The 18,165-nt window shown below is 56.3% G+C and carries 13 protein-coding genes; 5 read left to right on the top strand and 8 right to left on the bottom strand.

Features of this window, described 5'->3' with window-relative positions:
• Positions 1–166: 166 nt before the first annotated feature.
• The 4 genes from OCX61_RS10575 to OCX61_RS10560 all read right to left on the bottom strand — a co-directional run bounded on the left by OCX61_RS10575 (position 167) and on the right by OCX61_RS10560 (position 7,441).
• On the bottom strand, positions 167–535 hold the full coding sequence (locus OCX61_RS10575; RefSeq protein ID WP_186598586.1) for a histone-like nucleoid-structuring protein, MvaT/MvaU family: 369 nt from the start codon (positions 533–535) through the stop codon (positions 167–169).
• A gap of 1,150 nt (positions 536–1,685) precedes the next feature.
• Complete coding sequence (locus OCX61_RS10570; RefSeq protein WP_261943726.1) at positions 1,686–3,101, bottom strand: efflux transporter outer membrane subunit; 1,416 nt, start codon at positions 3,099–3,101, stop codon at positions 1,686–1,688.
• On the bottom strand, positions 3,085–4,251 hold the full coding sequence (locus tag OCX61_RS10565; RefSeq protein ID WP_261943725.1) for an efflux RND transporter periplasmic adaptor subunit: 1,167 nt from the start codon (positions 4,249–4,251) through the stop codon (positions 3,085–3,087). The genes OCX61_RS10570 and OCX61_RS10565 overlap by 17 nt, the downstream gene beginning before the upstream one ends.
• Complete coding sequence (locus OCX61_RS10560; RefSeq protein ID WP_261943724.1) at positions 4,244–7,441, bottom strand: efflux RND transporter permease subunit; 3,198 nt, start codon at positions 7,439–7,441, stop codon at positions 4,244–4,246. Before OCX61_RS10560 ends, OCX61_RS10565 begins: the two co-directional genes overlap by 8 nt.
• A 173-nt stretch (positions 7,442–7,614) precedes the next feature.
• On the opposite strand from OCX61_RS10560, the gene OCX61_RS10555 reads away from it, so the two are divergent.
• A complete protein-coding gene (locus tag OCX61_RS10555) occupies positions 7,615–8,037 on the top strand; it encodes a PA0061/PA0062 family lipoprotein (RefSeq protein WP_261943723.1) in 423 nt (140 codons plus the stop codon).
• Between the two features lie 855 nt (positions 8,038–8,892).
• The gene (locus OCX61_RS10550; RefSeq protein WP_261943722.1) at positions 8,893–9,435 is read left to right on the top strand and encodes a thioesterase family protein; all 543 of its coding nucleotides are present in this window, start codon (positions 8,893–8,895) and stop codon (positions 9,433–9,435) included.
• Positions 9,436–9,562: 127 nt separating this feature from the next.
• Here the strand turns inward: OCX61_RS10550 and ocd are convergent, their stop codons facing one another.
• The 3 genes from ocd to OCX61_RS10535 form a co-directional block, all read right to left on the bottom strand.
• The gene (gene ocd / locus OCX61_RS10545) at positions 9,563–10,627 is read right to left on the bottom strand and encodes an ornithine cyclodeaminase (protein WP_261943721.1); all 1,065 of its coding nucleotides are present in this window, start codon (positions 10,625–10,627) and stop codon (positions 9,563–9,565) included.
• Between the two features lie 12 nt (positions 10,628–10,639).
• Positions 10,640–12,052: an amino acid permease gene (locus tag OCX61_RS10540; protein ID WP_261943720.1), complete on the bottom strand. Its 1,413-nt coding sequence runs from the start codon at positions 12,050–12,052 to the stop codon at positions 10,640–10,642.
• 91 nt (positions 12,053–12,143) lie between these two features.
• The gene (locus OCX61_RS10535) at positions 12,144–13,175 is read right to left on the bottom strand and encodes a histone deacetylase family protein (RefSeq protein ID WP_261944295.1); all 1,032 of its coding nucleotides are present in this window, start codon (positions 13,173–13,175) and stop codon (positions 12,144–12,146) included.
• 122 nt (positions 13,176–13,297) lie between these two features.
• Between OCX61_RS10535 and OCX61_RS10530 the strand changes: the two genes are divergently transcribed.
• On the top strand, positions 13,298–13,795 hold the full coding sequence (locus tag OCX61_RS10530; protein WP_261943719.1) for an Lrp/AsnC family transcriptional regulator: 498 nt from the start codon (positions 13,298–13,300) through the stop codon (positions 13,793–13,795).
• 448 nt (positions 13,796–14,243) lie between these two features.
• Positions 14,244–14,969, top strand: coding sequence for an IclR family transcriptional regulator (locus OCX61_RS10525; protein ID WP_261943718.1), 726 nt, complete (start codon positions 14,244–14,246; stop codon positions 14,967–14,969).
• 44 nt (positions 14,970–15,013) lie between these two features.
• Here the strand turns inward: OCX61_RS10525 and OCX61_RS10520 are convergent, their stop codons facing one another.
• Entirely contained in the window at positions 15,014–16,036 is a 1,023-nt protein-coding gene (locus OCX61_RS10520) for a TauD/TfdA family dioxygenase (protein WP_261943717.1), read from the bottom strand.
• Positions 16,037–16,810: 774 nt separating this feature from the next.
• Here OCX61_RS10520 and OCX61_RS10515 point away from each other — a divergent pair.
• Positions 16,811–18,157, top strand: coding sequence for a TRAP transporter large permease subunit (locus tag OCX61_RS10515; protein ID WP_186598577.1), 1,347 nt, complete (start codon positions 16,811–16,813; stop codon positions 18,155–18,157).
• Positions 18,158–18,165 lie beyond the last annotated feature (8 nt).

The following is an 18,165-nucleotide window of genomic DNA, read 5'->3' as shown; positions in this document are numbered from 1 at the left end:
AAAACCGCGGAGGAGTTAGTCGTCTAGATCGGCAAGCTGATGCAGCTTGATGACGCTGCTCCTACGAAGATTTCAGGCCCTTTACGCGAGCCCAGTAAAGTAGCTCTACAATAAAGCCGCCCCATAGGACGGCTTCTGGCAATGCATCACTGATTTGCAGAAGAGCTCATCGAGAGACCCAGCTTTCTACTTCATCGGCCCCGTACTCGGCTTTCCATTCCTTAAGCAGCTTGTGATTGCCGCCTTTGGTTTCGATGATCTCGCCGTTGTGCGGGTTCTTGTACTGCTTAACCTGGCGGGCACGGCGCGGAGCTCTTTCATCGCCAGCTGGGGCTGCAGAACGACGGCTGGCCTGCGGATCCAAGATATTGATGACATCGCGCAGGCTGTAGCCATACGTGGCGAGCAGATCGCGCAGCTTAGTCTCGAATTCGATTTCTTTCTGGAGCTCAGACGAGCCTTTCAAAGCTTCCAGCTCGGCCAGCTGTGCGGCCAATTTCTGTTCAAGCTGACGGAATTCTGCCAGACGGGACATAGATACTTCCTCGATACCAGATGAAATTGATTGGTTATGTTAGTACATCTGAGAGCACTTTACCTAAGTTTTCAGCATGGACCGATCGATTTCATAGGATTGCGGCAAGGCGAGGAACAGCGCTAGATCGAATGCTATGCCCGCCAGCTTCATTTGAAAACTCCGCCGCACCGGCCGTTACCGTGCATTCAAATATTCTTAACCCCGCACTACACGCTCATAGTCGAAAAGCCCCTTTTGCCGCACCTCGGCTCTGTCAGAAGCCAAGAGCTTTGGCGCAGATGATTTGAGCGTAAGGGGAGCGAATCAGACGATCAAGGGCAAGCCGCCCAATCAGAAGCTAGCGTGACGCTTCCAGAGTTGCGGGCGATCCGCTACCCACAATGGATAGTGACCAAAGCTCTGGATTGCGAACTCAAGGACAGCTTCAAGAGGGTCGACACGCAAGTGGAAGGCCCTTTTTAGATACGCCTACCACCTCGTGCTGCCCTGCATTCTATTAGGTCTGATAAGCGAACGTTATCCGACATTAATGGTAAAACCTTATGCATAATACGTTGTACATATTTAATAACACGACAATGTACGAATTAAGCTCAATTAGACGACGATGATCATCAAAGATGCAATTTAAAATGTCGAGCATACGTGAGGCTCCAAAAGCTGCTCTCACTCCGGCTGATAAAATTAATTTTCCGAGGGGTGAAGCAGGTCACCTCACCCCAATTTCTTGCTAAATTAGTTACGTCTTGCACACCATGGTTAAGGAATTCCGAACGGGACCGGCTCCTCTAAAATCAAGCTTGGGTAAGCAGCGTCCGGTTTTTTGACCAGTTCTCTCAGCACATCGGCCATAAGAAAGATGGCTGTTGAAACCAAGACCGATTTGCTTAATCTCTACGGGTTCCGCAATCATTGAAAGTCGAGCATAAGGACGCTTGAAATCTGTTGCACTGAGCCCCACAGCAAGTATCTGTAGCAACTGACCACCACCATGGCACTCTTGCGTGCATAGATTGCGGAATGGATACTTAAGTGGCTCCTTTCGAAATGTAACGTGCTGGCAGAAAGGCCGAGGCTTGAAGCGCTACGAATGCCTTTTTTCTGCTCTTCCGCCTGCTTACAAAGTTGCCTCTGAGGTCACAACGCATCAGCCTGGCTGCTGAGCCCACCCGCCGCCAAGCGATACCATCAAGCCAATGCATGCCTCTACCTGCTTGATCTGTAGCGCTTGAAGATCCTGCTTCGTCTGCAGCGCATCGAGCTGGGCGGTGAGAACGTCGATAAGGCTTACCGCTCCCTGCTTGTAGCTATTCATGGCAATACTTTCTGCTGCCGTGGCAGCATCTGCAGCGCTTTTCACATCCCTGGCTTGTTGGCCAAGATCGCCGATCTGGGCAAGGTTATCTTCAACCTCCCGCACAGCATGAAGCACCTTGCCGTGGTAGGACGCAGCGGCCTCATCGAACTCAGCCACGGCTTTCTGCTCATCCGCTTCTCGTTTTCCCCCATCCAATATGGGCAGCTGTAGAACGGGGCCCACCGCCCAGAAGCGGTTAGCCGACGCCAACAAGTTTCCAGCTCCCTGGGTTTGCCCGCCGACAAGCCCCATCAGACTGAAGTCTGGGTACCACGCCGCTCGGGCAACACCGATGTTGGCGTTGGCCGCATAGACACGTCGCTCCGCTGCTGCGATATCGGGTCGACTCTGCAACAGCTTACTCGGCAGATCGTGCGGTACCTGGGGTGGCTCCAAGGGGGTCTGATCGTCAGCAAGCGAGAACTCGCTGGGCAACTTGCCCACAAGCTCTGCTATTGCATGCTCCGCCAGGCGGCGCTGAGCGATTACCTCATCCACCTGCGCGTTCGCCTCTGACAGGCGCGCCGTTGCTCGGTCGAGATCCAACTCGCTCGCTATATTGCCTTGGTACCTATCTTGAATCAGCGTGAGCAGTTGGGTCCGATGTGTCAGGGCATCACCCAGCAGATGATGCTGTACATCCAAGCCTCGCAATCGAACATAGAGAACGGCAAGTTGCTTCTGCAGACTCAATCGCGCCGCTGCCAGGTCATCTCCAGAAGCCTGGGCTTCAGCGTCACCAGCTGCGACTTGGTTACGAAGCTTTCCCCAGAGATCGAGGTCGAAGTTCAAGCTCAGCCCAGCGGTATCGCTGTTGTAGATTGATGGCTGGGTATCACCACGCAACGGCCGGCGGTCCGACTGCCGCTGGCGTAACGGCGTGACAGTCGCGCTCGCCTGCGGCCAAAGGCCGCCATGCAACCCTTGGGCATAGGCTGCGGCCGCATCGTAGTGCGCCACTGCAGCGGCGAGATCTGGATTCGACGCCTCAAGTTGTACCTGCAGCTCATTGAGCCGCTTGTCTTCGAACAGCTTCCACCACTGCGCTGGCAACCTCTGCTCTGTGCCCACCATCTGCCAGGCCCCTACCCGGTCGCCATAATGAGCCGGTAATTTCGCCTCTGGTACCTGGTAATGAGGGGCCAGCGAACAGCCTTGCAAGGCCAGGCACAGCAGCAGCCCGCTGCGCTTAAACCGAGGGCGCATGCACACCTCCCGGCGTTACGCTGCGCACTGCATCATTGTCACGCAGGGCATCGGGCGGATTGTCCACCACCTGGTCCTTCAGGCCCAGGCCACCGTCGACGATCAGCGTGCTGCCCAGGTCCTGGGCGATATGAATGCTGCGCAGGTGCGCGCGGTTCTGCGCATCGAGCACCGCCACCTGCGGCCCTTGGGCCCTGAAGATCAGGGCACTGGCAGGAATGCTCACGGCCTGGGCATTGCTGCGCAGGGTAATGCGGGCGCTGGCGTAGTCGCCCGGCAGCAACGCCGCGCTGGCGTTTTCCACCGCGTACTGCGCCAGCAGCGTGCCCGAGCCCTGGTCGACGGCGGTGGAGGTACCCAGCAACGCCGCGGTGAAGTGCTGGCCAGGTCGTTCAGGCACCGACAACTGCACCTGCATGCCGGGCAGAATCTGGCTGGCGTAGCTCTGCGGCACCGGCACGTACAGGCGCAGGCGGCGGGTGTCGGCGATGTCGAACAGCGAAGTGGCACTGTCGCTATCGGCCTTGACCAACTGGCCGACCTGCGCGTGCCGGGCGGTGATGGTGCCGGTGAACGGTGCGCGAATGACCTTGTACGCCGCCAGGTCCTTCAGCCGCACATAGTCCGCCTCGGCGGCCTGTGCATCGGCGCTGGCGACTGCGGCGGCGGCCACCTTCTCATCCACCTCCTGGCGCGACACCGAATGGCTGGCGAACAGGTGCTGCCAGCGCGCAGCGGTGCTTTGCGCCAGCGCTGCACTGGCCTGGTGCTGCGCCAGCCTGGCCTTGGCCTGGGCCAGCTGCTGGTCGAGTTCGGGGCTGTCGATTTCGGCGAGCGGCTGGCCGGCCGTGACCACCGTGCCGATGTCCACCTGCCAGTTCTTCAGGTAACCGCTGACCCGGGCATTGATCCGCGCCATGTTCCAGGCCTGCAGGTGAGCCGGCAGGCTCAGCGTTTCACCGCCAGCATTCAGCGACGGGGTAAAGGTGACCACCGCAGGCGTCGCCCGGTGCTCGGTCCACGCCTGCACCGCAGCGGCCTGGTGCTGCCGGGCGTACACGCCCAGCGCAACCACCAGGGCAGCCAGGCCCAGGCCGGCGCCCCCCATGGGTTTCAAGCGCCGACGATCAGCTACGCAACGGCTAGGCATGCAGGTTTTCTCCAACGACAGCGTGAGGGGTTGAGCGGCGGTGGGCCAGGCTGAAGACCACCGGCACGAACAGCAGGGTCGCCGTGGTGGCAACGATCAGCCCGCCAATCACCGCCCTGCCCAGCGGCGCGTTCTGCTCCTGGGACAGGGCCAGCGGCAGCATGCCGATGATCATCGCCAGGGCCGTCATCAGCACGGGCCGAAAGCGAGTGAAACCGGCCTCCATGGCGGCCTTCACGGCATCGCCATGCACTGCCAGGCGCTCGCGGCAGAAGCTGACCACCAGCACCGAGTTGGCGGTGGCCACGCCCATGCACAGGATTGCCCCGGTGAGTGCCGGCACCGACAGCGTGGTGCCGGTGACGAACAGCATCCAGACGATACCGGCCAGCGCGGCGGGCAATGCGGTGATGATCACGAACGGGTCGACCCAGGACTGGAAGTTGACCACGATCAGCAGGTAGATCAGCACCACCGCGCCCAGCAGGCCCAGGCCCAGGCCGTGGAAGGCTTCGTGCAGCGCGCTGATCTGGCCGTGCAGGCTGACGGTGGCGCCCTTGGGGCGCAGGTGCGCGGTGTCGTCGATGACCTGCTGGATGTCGGCGGCGATACCGCCCAGGTCACGGCCCTGGACGTTGGCGTACAGGTCCAGGGTCGGGGTGATGTTGTAGTGGCTGACCACGTCGGCGGTGTTGGTGCGCGCCAGGCTGGCGATGCCGCCGAGCACAGCGGTGTGCCCGTTGCTGCCGGTGATCGGCAGCGCCTCCAGCTGGGCGATGCTGCTCATCTTGTACTGCGGGGTCGCGCCGACCACGGAATAGGACACACCATTGGCCGGGTTGAGCCAGTAGGTCGGCGCCGTCTGCGAGGTACCGGCCAGCGAAGCGCCCAGGCTGGCGGTGACATCGCGTTCGGTGATGCCCAGCTCGGCGGCGCGCTTGCGGTCGACATCGACCTGCAGCGACGGGTAGCTTTGCGACTGCTGCAGGCGCAGGTCGGCGATGCCCGGAACATGCCGCAGGCGGCGCATCACTTCGGCTGCATAGACGCGGTTGGCAGCATCATTGGGGCCGGAAATCTTCACGTCCAGCGGTGCCGGCGCGCCGAAGTTGAGGATCTGGCTGCTGATGTCGGCCGGGAGGAAGGCGAAGGTGGTGCCGGGGAAACTGTCTGGCAGCACCTCGCGCAGGCGCTTCACGTAAGTGGCGGTCGGTCCGTGGCCGGAGTTGAGCGACACCTGGATGTCGCCGTCCTGCGGGCCGACCGTGCCGCTGGTGTTGTAGGCCATGTCGATGCCGCTGATGGGCAGGCCGATGTTGTCGATGATCGACGCCACGGCCTCTGCCGGCAGCACTTCGCGAATGCGGCTTTCGATACGGTCGAAGGCCGCAGCGCTTTCTTCGATGCGCGTGCCCAAAGGCAGGCGCACATGCAGTGCCATTGCCCCGGCATCGGTTTCGGGGAAGAAATCCTCACCCAGCATTGGCAACAGCGCGAAGCTGGCCAGCACGCAACCGAGGAAGCCAAGCAGGAACCGCCGACGGTTGGCCAGGGCCAGTTCGAGCAGGCCCTGGTAGCCATCGCGCAGCCGGGCAAAGCCGGCTTCGAAACCGGCCTGCAGGCGCACCAGCGGGTTGGCCGACTTGTCGCCTTCGTGGTGATTGAGATACGCGTCCTCGGGGTGCCGCCCCTCGCCCTGCTCCACCCGGTGCGGCTTGAGCAGGAACATGGCCAGGGTCGGCACCAAGGTACGCGACAGAATAAAAGAGCTCCCCATGGCGAACATCACTGCCAATGCCATGGGCCGGAACAGGTATCCGGCGATGCCCTGGAGCATGAACATCGGAACAAATACAACGCAGATGCACAACAAGGCCACGAACGCCGGGCCGACGATCTGCCGCGCGCCATCGAGGATGGCCCGGCGGACCGACTTGCCCTGTTCCAGGTGCCAGTTGATGTTTTCGATGGTCACCGTCGCGTCGTCGACCAGAATGCCCACGGCCAGCGCCAGGCCGCCGAGGGTCATCACATTGAGGGTCTGCCCGCTGACCGCCAGCAAGGCGATGGCCGACAGCACCGCCAGCGGGATCGAGGCGGCGATGATCAGGGTCGAGCGCCAGCTGCCGAGGAACAGCAGGATCATCGCGCTGGTCAGCAAGGCGGCGATGATGCCCTCGCGAGCCACGCTGCCGACCGACGCCTTGACCACCGTGGAGGCATCGCCAAGCAGCGAGGTCTTGAGTTCCGGTGGCAGGGTTTCGTTGATGCGCGGCAACATGCCGCGAATGCCGTCGACGATCGACAGGGTCGAGTTGTTGCCGTTCTTCAGCGCTGGCATCAGCACCGCGCGGCGGCCATCGACGCGCACGATATTGGTTTGCGGGGGCGCACCGTCACGCACATGGGCCACCTGGCCCACGGTGATCTGCGCGCCATCGACGACCTTGACCGGCAACGCGTTGAGCTGGTCGATGGCCGTGGGGCTGTTGTTCAGCAGCACGGTGAATTCGTTGCGGCCGATCTTCGCCGTGCCCACCGGGATGATCTGGTTCTGCGCCGCCAGCGCATTGGCCACGTCCTCGGCGGACAAGCCCTTGGCCGCCAGTGCCTGCGGGTCGAGGTCGAGGGTGATCTGGCGCTGCTTGCCGCCCATGGGGGTCGGCATCGACAGCCCGGGTACCGCGGTCAGCGGCAGGCGAATGCTGTTCTGCACCAGGTCGCGAATGCGCGCTTCGGACAGGGTCTGGCTGGAAAACGCCATCTGCAGGATCGGCACGGTCGAGGCGCTGTAGTTGAGGATCAGCGGTGGCGTGATACCGGCGGGCATCTGCTTGAGCACGGTCTGCGAAACGGCGGTGACCTGCGCGTTGGCGGTACGGATGTCGACGCTGGGCTGGAAGAAGATCTTGACGATGCCCATGCCCGGCAACGACTGCGATTCGATGTGTTCGATGTCGTTTACCGTGGTGCTCAGTGCCCGCTCATAGGTGTAGATCACCCGGCCCGACATGGCGTCCGGGGCCAGCCCTGCGTATTGCCACACCACCGCGATGACCGGTATGCCGATATCAGGGAAAACATCACTTGGCGTGCGCACTGCCGCCAAGGGACCGACGATGCAGATCACAATCGCCAACACCAGAAACGTATAGGGCTTGTGAAGTGCCGTTTTGACCAGACCGAGCATACCCTGCTCCCAAAAGTTGAACGGGGCGCAGTCTTCCACGACTTATAAAAAAATCACGGTTAACCTCCATTAAAGTTAATTTAGGAAATTCATTATCAGTCTTAACTTGAAGCTCTCGATTGAACTCAGCATCATAGAAAAATCAATTACAACATCATCTGAGGTAAAATCGTATGGAGATCAAGCTGCGCACTAATTGGCGACTGGCCGTACCGCTGCTCGGGATAATGAGCATATTGGGCGGCTGCGCCGGGCAAATGCCAAAAGCTAGCCTAGAAGAGGCTTGGGTAAGCCTTAAGGAGGAGCCCATGACGACTGTCATGGCAGAAACCGTAGATGGCAAGCGCCTCAATGACGGTCGCTACTTCGAGGTGTCGGCGGGCAATCACACGCTGGGAGCTACTCTTTTTGTTGAGGGTGAAGGCGACAGCAACGGCGCCACCTGTAACGCAAGCGTCACCTACAAAGACTTCAAAGCTGGCAAGCACTATACGTTGGTAGAAAGCAGTCTGGGCCAAGAGTACAAGGTCACCCTCTACAACTCTGCAGATAAGCCTTTGGCCCAATCTTCAGACATCAACTGTATGGCTGGTTAATTTATACGTTACGTCTGCACTGATGACCCTCAACAAGAACAACAATAGAGGCATCATGCCGACAAACCACTTCAACCCCACCATCTCGAACACCTTTCTACCACGCACTCAAACGCGCCTAGAACTAGTTACTTGATAAAGTCAGGCATGCAACAAAGCCATTGCCGCTTCGAAAAAGCTATTGCAGACTACACTTGAGGCTGCCAGTTAGACACACTTGGACGATCACCGTTTTTTTATCGGTAGACGGCTCTACCAGCTTTATTAACCTTACAGGTTTCTCCGAGCAACTCATGACACCCACGTGTAAAGCGCCACTATTGGATGCACTAACTCTTTGCGTAATGATCGCGGGTGAGTTGAATGACTAATGGTCAGATGTTGGGCTAGACCACTTCTCCGCTGGATGGCGACATCATCCCCTACTCGCTTAAGGGCCGAAACAACCAGCGCCCGGAGATACGCATCTTATATAAAAATGCGACGCTCCAGGCATATGTTAGAAGCGAAATTTACAGACCTTACCACACGCCCCATTACTTCCTTCACACCTGCCTCAAACCATCCCTCGCACCGCTCAAGATGAAGCATTAATTGATGCCGACCAAGTCAGACCACGCTTACCAAATCTCTCAGCATCTATCCCAACAATTTCAATAAGGTCAGCATCGCAGCCTGATTACTTCAGCCTCATAATATCCATCGTAGAGCACACCCGCATACCATGTTTGTTTAACGACGCGATTCAAACTAAATACTTTGTCATGAATCGCATGAATTCTTTCACTTATGAACCTATTTAAAACCATGATTCTCGACTAAGATTCCGCGCTTTCTATTGTAGGGCTTAGCTCCATGAATCTCTGGTTCCGTTTGTTACTACTGCTGCTGCGCCGTCCTTGGCGGAATCCAACTTCAGGTTTGACTACAACTGTAACCCGCTTAAGGGTTTGGCCTTTAGACCTTGACTTTAACCGGCACGTCACTAACGGACGTTATTTTACAATGTCTGACGTCGCGAGAATGGATTACGTGTTGCGCACCGGTGCTTTTCGTGCAGCGCTAAGGCACCGCGCAATACCGATAGTTGGTGACGCTTTAGGCAAGTTTCGCCGAGAACTGAAGTTATTCGAGAGTTTTGAAATCCACACCAGCTTGTTGGGCTGGGATAGCAAGTGGTCATTCATCGAACATCGTTTCGTCAAACATGGGAGGGTAATCGCCGTGATTGTTATTCGCGGCTTGTTCCGGAGCCCTCAAGGCAACGTCTGTCCAACCGAATTCGCCCGCGAGCTGGGTTTGGAGGAGCACTCACCACCTTTGCCTGAATGGCTGACACAGTGGTCAGCCAGCTGTGACGGCCTCAGCTCCTGCCTTCGAGACGGGGAGTCATTATAAATAAGCCTAAATTGCGGAACACTCAATAGGATGACCTTCCACAGATTGCACTCGCTGCGGAAACGATTCTGCGAAAGGCATCCCCAGGAAATGTTCAAGCCGCTGGCGAGAATCGACTATTGGCCCATTATGCGATGCGACGCATCGCATTGCGGGTCTTTTTCGAGCGCGTATGCCTGAAAAGATCCTTCGGGTCATCGCCATCGTCATGCTCAACCCACGGCACCAACTGGATCCCAATCCCGAGATTGCCGAGCTCGGCCAGCGAGTTGATGTACCGCAGCACCGAGTAGTCTTCCAGCGCAAAGCCTACCGAATCGAAGATGGTGATTTGCTCGGTACTCTCCCGTCCTACCACTTGGCCTGCAAGAACTCGCCAAAGGTCGACCACCGGGAAGTCGGTCGGCATTTGCTGGATATCACCTTCGATTCGCGTCTGCGGCTCGTACTCCACGAACACCTTGCCCTTACGCAGCACGTCAGCGTGCAGTTCGGTCTTGCCTGGGCAGTCACCCCCAACCCCGTTGATGTGCATGCCCGGCTCGATCATGTCAGGCGTGAGGATGGTGGCCTGGGCCTTGTCCGCGGTTACTGTGGTGACAATATCAGCCCCCCTCACTGCCTCTGCTGTAGACGCAGCGCACCGCACCTTAAGCGTGGGATGCTCGGCCATATTGCGGATAAATTTCTCGGTAGCCAAAGGATCCACATCGTAAATTACGACCTCTTCAATGCCCAAATGGTAATGGAAAGCCAACGCTTGGAACTCGCTCTGCGCGCCATTTCCTATCAGCGCCATACGTCGCGAATCCGGTCGGGCGAGCGCACGTGCGGCCATCAATGATGTGGCACAGGTGCGAAGTGCCGTCGCCACGGTCAACTCGGAAAGCAGGACCGGGTAGCCCGTATCGACGTCTGCCAAGACCCCGAATGCCATAACGGTAAATAGCCCGCGCTGCGTGTTCTTAGGGTGCCCATTAACATATTTGAAAGCATAGCGTTGCGCGCTGGACACCGGCATTAGTTCGATCACACCTATATCAGAGTGGCTGGCGACCCGAGCCGACTTATCGAAGTCCGACCAGTTGATAAAGTCTTCCCTGATCGTATCGGCAAGCTCACCGATGAATCTTGAGATGCCGATGTGCTCGACCAGTCGGGACATGGTGGGGACATCTACAAAACGCGTCATGGGCAGTTCCTCTCAGGATGGGTTGGCGGCAGTATTGCGCCAGCGATAAGCGAGCAGCAGGAAGATGAACCACGCGGGCATTGCACATAACGCCACGCGAGTATCGGGTTCGAGGGCGAGCAGCACCAGCACGAAAGCAAGGAAGGCCAGCGTGATGACTGCCATGTGCACGCCTCCCGGCGATTTGAAGGTCGAGGCCAGGTGGGCAGCAGGATCGCTTTTGCGGTACGCGATGTAAGACGTGAGAATCATTGACCAGGTGAAAATCACCAGGATCGCCGATACGGTGGAGATCAGCGTGAACACCGTCATCACCTCCGGAATGATGAACAGCAGGGTCAGCCCGGTGAGCATGCACATCGCCGAAAATAGCAGGCTGTACACAGGCACACTCAACGCCGAAAGCTTTGCCAGAATCGCTGGAGCATTACGCCGCTCAGCCAAACCGAACAGCATCCGGCAACCTGAATAGACACCACTGTTTGCTGAAGAGGCTGCAGAAGTCAGCACTACGAAGTTGATCATGCCAGCCGCTGCCGGAAAGCCTGCCAACAGGAACAACTCGACGAAGGGGCTACGGTTAGCCGGGACTTCGGCCCAGGACACGACGCTGATAATGCAAACCAATGCAAGAATGTAAAACAACAAAATCCGCAATGGGATGGTGTTAATCGCCTTCGGCAACGTGCGCTGCGGGTTTTTCGCCTCGGCGGCTGTGGTACCGATCAACTCAGTTCCAGCGAAGGAAAATACGGCGATCTGAAAGCCGGCAAAGAAGCCACTGAGACCGTGGGGGAAGATCACCCCAGGAGCCACCACATTGGACAGCGACGCCACCACGCCATTGGGCGATGTGTAGGACGTCGCAATCAGCACTATGGCAGTCAGAATCAACATGACAATGGCAACGATCTTGATGATGCCGAACCAGAACTCAACTTCGCCGAAAATCCGCACCGCTAGCATGTTTAATCCCAGTAGCACAAAGAGGGTGAAGAAGGCGGGCATCCAAGCGGGAACATGTGGGAACCAGTATTGGAAGAAGCCTGCGACCACCACGACATCCCCTACTACCGCGACGCTCCAGCTCAGCCAGTACGACCAGCTCAAGACGAAACCTGCACGCGGCCCCAGGTAATGCGCAACAATGTCAGCGAAGGACTTGAAACGCAGGTCAGATAGCAGCAATTCGCCCATCGCCCGCATCACAAAAAACAGGAAAAACCCTAGAATGGCGTAGACCAGCAAAATGGAGGTGCCGGACAGCGCTATGACTTTGCCGGACCCCATGAACAGACCAGTACCGATCGCACCACCGATCGAGATTAATTGAATATGGCGGTTTTCCAGCGTGCGTTTTAGGTGGCCATCATCGGCCGGTGTTCCAGTGCAACGCTCATCAAGGCTTGCGGATATCGGTTCCATGGGCGACCTCTTTTTATTGTTTGAGTGTCAACGCCTGTCGCCGACCCGGTGATATTTCCCAGGCCGACAGCGTGAGTCCAGCTCATGGGGCTTAGCGCCCGCCTTCAAATCCTTGTAGGGTGTTAACGGCGTTGATGCCGATTTCATCGACCATGTAGCCGCCTTCCATCACGAACAGCGTCGCAATGCCAGCTCCCGCGATGTCCGCGCCTAAGCGTAGGAAGTCCTCGCTGGTCAGTTTGAAGTGGCTGATTGGGTCGTCCTCGAAGGTATCGACGCCCAGTGAGATCACCAGAAAGTCGGGTTTGTACGCGACGATCCGGATCAGGGCGTCGGTCAGCGCCTGTCGGTAACTGGCCCAGGCGGTACCTCTGGCCAGTGGATAGTTCACGGTGAAGCCCTCCCCCGCTCCCGCCCCCCGCTCGTGTTCAAAGCCCGAGAAGTACGGGTAGGACACATGTGGGTCACCATGAAGGGAGGCAAAGAAGACATCAGGGCGGTCGTAGAAAATGTTCTGCGTGCCATTACCGTGATGGAAATCCACATCCAGCACGGCAACTCTTTTGGCCCCCTGGCTCAGGCATCGCTCTGCGGCAATGGCCGCATTGTTCAGGTAGCAGTAACCGCCCATGTATTCGCGGGCGGCGTGGTGGCCAGGCGGACGGCAAAGGGCAAATGCACTGGGCGCACCGTCGATCACACGTTGTATTCCGGTAAGGGCCACATCGGCACTACTGCGCACCGCCTCCCAGGTGCCACCGGTAATCGGCGCGCCGGCGTCCATGGCGTAAAAGCCAAGTTTGCCGTCTATGAAGCCTGGCTCGCGGTCGATGGCAAGATCACGCACCGGCCAGACCAAGGGCAAGGCATCATGGGTCTTGCCGGTTGCAGTCCACTCAGCCCAAGCGTTCTCCAGAAAGGCCACATAGCGCTCACTGTGTGCGGCGACGTAGCAGGCACGATCGAACGCCTGCGCACTGATCACATCACCCAAGCCGGCGCTCTTAACCCGCGCCAATACGGTCTCGGCGCGCTGCGGACTTTCAAAAGACGGTGTTACGGCTCCGTCCTTGAGCTCACATCCATGGTGTAAGCGATGGTTTTCACTGAAGACTGTCAGCACGCGAGTATCCTTCTGATCAGGTTGTTGGATGAACAATTCTCGCGTTATTCGATAGGAAATGCTTTGCTTTATGCTCATGCTATCGGTATTTTTGAGCAAAATACCTACCCTAAAGGGGCTATATGAGCAAAGATTTTGCTTACAATCAAATCGACGAAGTGGATTTGGATCTGCTGCGGCTTTTACAAGAGGACGGCACACTGTCCAGCGCTGCGCTGGGCGAGCGACTATCAATGACCGTTACACCATGTTGGCGCCGACGAAAGCGAATGGAAGAACTGGGCATTATCAAGGACTATCAGGCCAACCTGGATCGACGCAAACTTGGTTACGACGTGATGGCATTCGCCCAGGTGCGCTTTGGAAACCACTCGGCAAATGCGCCTGACGAGTTCGAACAGGTGATCATGAAGCTGCCTCAGGTGCTGTCTTGCCATAAAGTTACGGGCGAGGCTGACTATGTTCTTACAGTGTTGGCCACTGACCTCGAAAGCTACGGAAGTTTCGTAGAAGAAGTGCTCCGTCGCCAGCCTGGAATTTCCTCAATCCAGTCCAGCTTGGCTCTAAGAGAAATTAAGGCAGTATCAAGGATACCCGTTGGAAAAACAGGCCGCCAATAGACTTAATGCTCAGCGAGAATCAGTTATCACCGACCATCAAATAAATTCCGCCCAATGCACTCTATCGAATTAACTCTAACCAGAGTTAAACCACGAAGATGACAGAGATCACTCAAGATATCGATCAATCGATTGCACACACGACCGAATCCTAAACTTGGGATCACAAAGAAACACCACCAGACCCAAAACAAAACCCTAACAACTTACTAAAGCACATCACCACACATGCAAAACGAAATTCGGAAATCGCCAGATAAGCACTCAATAAAAACAAACAACCCAAACGATCAATCACATCAAACAAAGGCGTTAGCGACTCACCGTTCACCTATAAAAAAGCTTACCTTTGAGAATATGATCGAAATTTAAACCTACTACAGGCTATTGAGCAAAACGGCACCTTGATGTATATTTCCAAATCCTATAGCCAGTAGAGATCAATTCGATGCAAGAAAAGCCGCAAGCTGTCGACAGGTCCGTAGCCGCGGCAGACAGAACGTTGGCTCTGTTAGATGCTTTCATCGGAGCTGAGACCGAGCTATCTTTAACGGACTTAGAAAAGCGCACAGATCTTTTTAAGAGTGTCATCTTGCGCTACATGATCTCGTTTGAGCGCTGGGGATACGTGCGAAAAGGGCAAGATGGGAATTACCGCCTAGGCCCCAGAGCCTTCCAGCTAGGACGTGCGTTTGAACGCTCACTGAAAGCTACCGAGATTATTCAAACGGCTCTTGACCAACTCACTCTCAAGGTTGGCGAAACCTCTTCCGTATATATCCGAGATGGCGAGTGGCGGGTTTGCTGGCTGCGATCAGAATCCAACCATTTCATCAAAGTAGGCATGCAACCTGGCAAGCGCTTACCGATGGATGAGACGTCAACAGCACGGATATTGCGTCGATTTAGCGAAGAGCCTTTGTCTGACGTAGACAGTATGAATCTTGACTTTGTCATAGCATCAGTAGGTATCGCAGATCCTCTACTCGCATCCATCGCAGCACCACTGTTTGGTGCAAACAACGAATTTATCGGGTCGTTGACTCTATCAGGGATCAACAATCGTTTCGACGCCACTCGTACCGATCTTCAGGAAATATTGCTGGCCGAAGCAATTCGCATCAGCAAGGCCCTCGGTGCATCAAATAACCGCCAGGGTGGGCGATTGGAGTAATCACCCACCCTGCCCTTCACCCCAGAAATTACTGGGGTGAAGCTTCACTCCTCACTGATATCACGATCGAATTTCGGCACCCCCATGCGCGCGGTGCCAGGGCCGAAACGCTCTGCAAACTCCAACGCCAACGGCCGAGTGTCGTTGCGCAGCCACAGCCGCAACAAGTGGCGCTTGCGATCATCTTCCTCGAAGTCGACGAACTCAGTCCGCGAATGAACAATCGTATGATTGTTCAACATCTGCATGTCGCCAGGCTCGAACTGCATCTCAAAGCACTGCTCAGGAGCGGTGGCCAAGGCGTCGAACAGATTCAGGGCCTCTTCCTGCAGGGCAGTCTTAGCTTCGCCGCTTTTAGCGAACGCAGGTTCGATGGCGTTACGGACGTATCGCGCACTGAGATACCCCTCGTAATCGCTAAAGACCGGAATTTTGTGGTCGCTCAATTCGCCGGCACCTGGGCGCTGTTCACCTTTAAGGTCATAGTAGAAGCCCTCGAAAAGCGGCTCCAGCAGATCTGGGCGAGTCTCGAGAATTCTATTGAAAATCGTGTTCGAACTCGAGAAACGACTCAGCCCGCCCGATTGAGGTGTACGCAGGCATAGCAGGCCAACTACGTCGGCGTTGTCTGTATGGAAGTTCAATTTCGCCTTGGTGTTGTAGCCTCGAGTCTTTTGGCTATAAGTGACACCTTCATCTTTAACGTGGCCCAATAGATGAGCACGCTTGTTCTGGGTCACCGGTGTACCCAGGTACAGGCCAATCCCCCAGTAGATCCGTGAAGCATCTTCTTTCGTGTAGCGCTGCACGGGAAGCCCACGAATCACCGCCATGCCAAAACCGTGCTGCACTTCGCGATCCACTGCTTCGACGAACGGCACCAGATAGTCGAGCGGGAAATCTGCCTTGGTAATTTCCGTAATCGGCAGGTGGCGAACCTTATCCAGCAGAGCCTCCAGCTCATCGACCCCGCGGGAGTCGAGGCGGTACAGCCACGAGTTGTCATTGGCCAAATCGTGAGGCGTCCACGCGCTCTTAGCGATGACAGGGGTAGTGCGAATGCTCATTGTTTTCTCCTCTGAGAGGCCAGATGGGGGGGATGGCCCTAGGCAAATCATAATGACGTTATGATTTTTTGCAATGCCCCTTTACAAAAATCATAATCTGGTTATGAATATAGGTAAGCGGGCCGTGGGCCCGTTGGTTTCCCCCAAACCACTGATAGACAAAAATAATCGAGGGGTGATGAGTTATGCGTGCCGATAATGAGTCCCAACAGGCCACAACCCCAGGTGCTAAGCACCACTGGCGCCTAGCCTGCCTGCTATCGCTATGTGGTTTCACGAGCCTGGCCGATACGACCGGAACCTCACAGAGCATCCTTGCGTTCGTTACCTGCTGCTGCGTGTTTTTGATTAAAAGCGTGCCCACCAGATCAACCGTCAACGCTCATCGGAATTTATCGTCCCTTACCGGGATCGCTTGGGCGTGCGCGACAGGAAACGTTGCCGGGACGATCGGCAGTGCGCTGATAGCCCTCGACGGCTCTACAATTAGCAGACCTGCGGGCACTGCTATCACCATTTCAGCGCTGGCACTGACGTTGTGCTTCGCGCTGACCCGTTCATCGGTTGGCGAGAAACCCGGCATGGTACCTCGGGTTGCAAGGACTGCTCTCAAGCCGACAACAGCAAAACTGAGCTTTGCTATGTGCGCTAAAATTAAATAACGCGCAGCACTGAGCCCAGTTTTATATCCATTGAAATGGATAATCCGAGTGCTTTGGTTGTTTGGTTTAAACATCAAGAGCGGTTCATTGATAATAACAAAGGTATACCGTTATGGGTCTTGCAGTGTGGGCATTAGCCACTTACATAGCCGTAATCATTTTATGGAGTACATGGCTTAAGCGAGGCATCGCTGAAGCTATGGTTATTGGCTTCGTAGCTGTCTGTCTATTTGGTAAAGGCGATTTTTTAGGTATTGCAGTTGGCGGCATGTCGTCTGCTTTCCAAGAACAGGTCGTTTTCTCAGCCCTGGCGTTCACATTCATCGGTTTCCTGCTCTCGAAGACCGGCATCATCGACTTGCAGGTCGCCATGCTGAACTCGATGATGGGAAGGCTTCCCGGTGGAGCCGGTTACGTAGCGACGATAGGCGCCGCACTTTTCGGTTCTGTTGCCCATGCTGGCTCTGCTAATGCCGCAACGATCGGGACTGTCACCATTCCTTGGATGAAGAAGTCGCAATGGCCAGCAGAAGTATCAGCAACTGTGGTTGCGGGCAACTCAGGCCTGGGCAACGTGATTCCACCAAGCGGCTCCTTCTTCATACTGGTTGGACTGGGTACAGTCGCCCCCTTTGTCACCGTCGAGAAGCTACTGCTTACCATGTATGCAGTCTCCGCTTGGTGTTTGCTCTGGCGCCTCATCATGGTTTTCATGTTTGTGAGGAAGCACAAGATTGGGCGCGACGGTAACGATGACATCCAGCCACTGCGTCACACCTTGAGCCAAGGCTGGTGGACCATGTTGATCTTCATTGCCATCGCTATTCCGATCTGCCTGACGCTTGGCCCTGTCAGCGAGATGCTGTCGGCTGCGCTCGGTAGCGGCAACATGAAGTCGATCTCACTGATGATCTGGATGCCTGTGATGCTTGGCATCTTCGCTCTGCTCATGGGTTGGAGGAAGCTGCCTAAAACCTTCAAAGGGTGGCATCAACTGATTGCATCTACAGCACCTCGTTATCGCGAAGTCGGTACTACTCTGGTTTTTGCTTTCGCTGGTGGTGCTTCGCTGGGGCTGCTTGGTCTGGGCGAACAGCTTTCCGACTTGCTGCAGGGCATGAATGCTTCGCCACTTACTGCATGCTTCATTGTGGTTGTGCTGGTGATTCTGGTAGCTGGCCCACTGAGCTCCACAGCAACGGTTGCAACTATTGGCGGTATTGGTTTCAGCGTGCTGATGTACGCCGGAGTGAATCCCTATCTGGCTGCGGCCTTGGTACTAATCGCTGCTTCGACGGAAGGTGCGTCCCCGCCAGGCTCAGCTTCGATTTACATCGCATCCGGCATCGCCCAGGTACCGCCAGCGAGGACTTTCATCCCGCTGATTGTTTACTACGTGGTGCCTTTCATCTTCATTGGTGTCGGCGTTGGTATGGGCTGGCTTCCGGTACCGGCGTGAAATTTCTC

The organism is Pseudomonas sp. LRP2-20, from assembly GCF_024349685.1.
Lineage (GTDB): Bacteria > Pseudomonadota > Gammaproteobacteria > Pseudomonadales > Pseudomonadaceae > Aquipseudomonas.
This window is presented reverse-complemented; position numbering and strand designations above follow the sequence as displayed.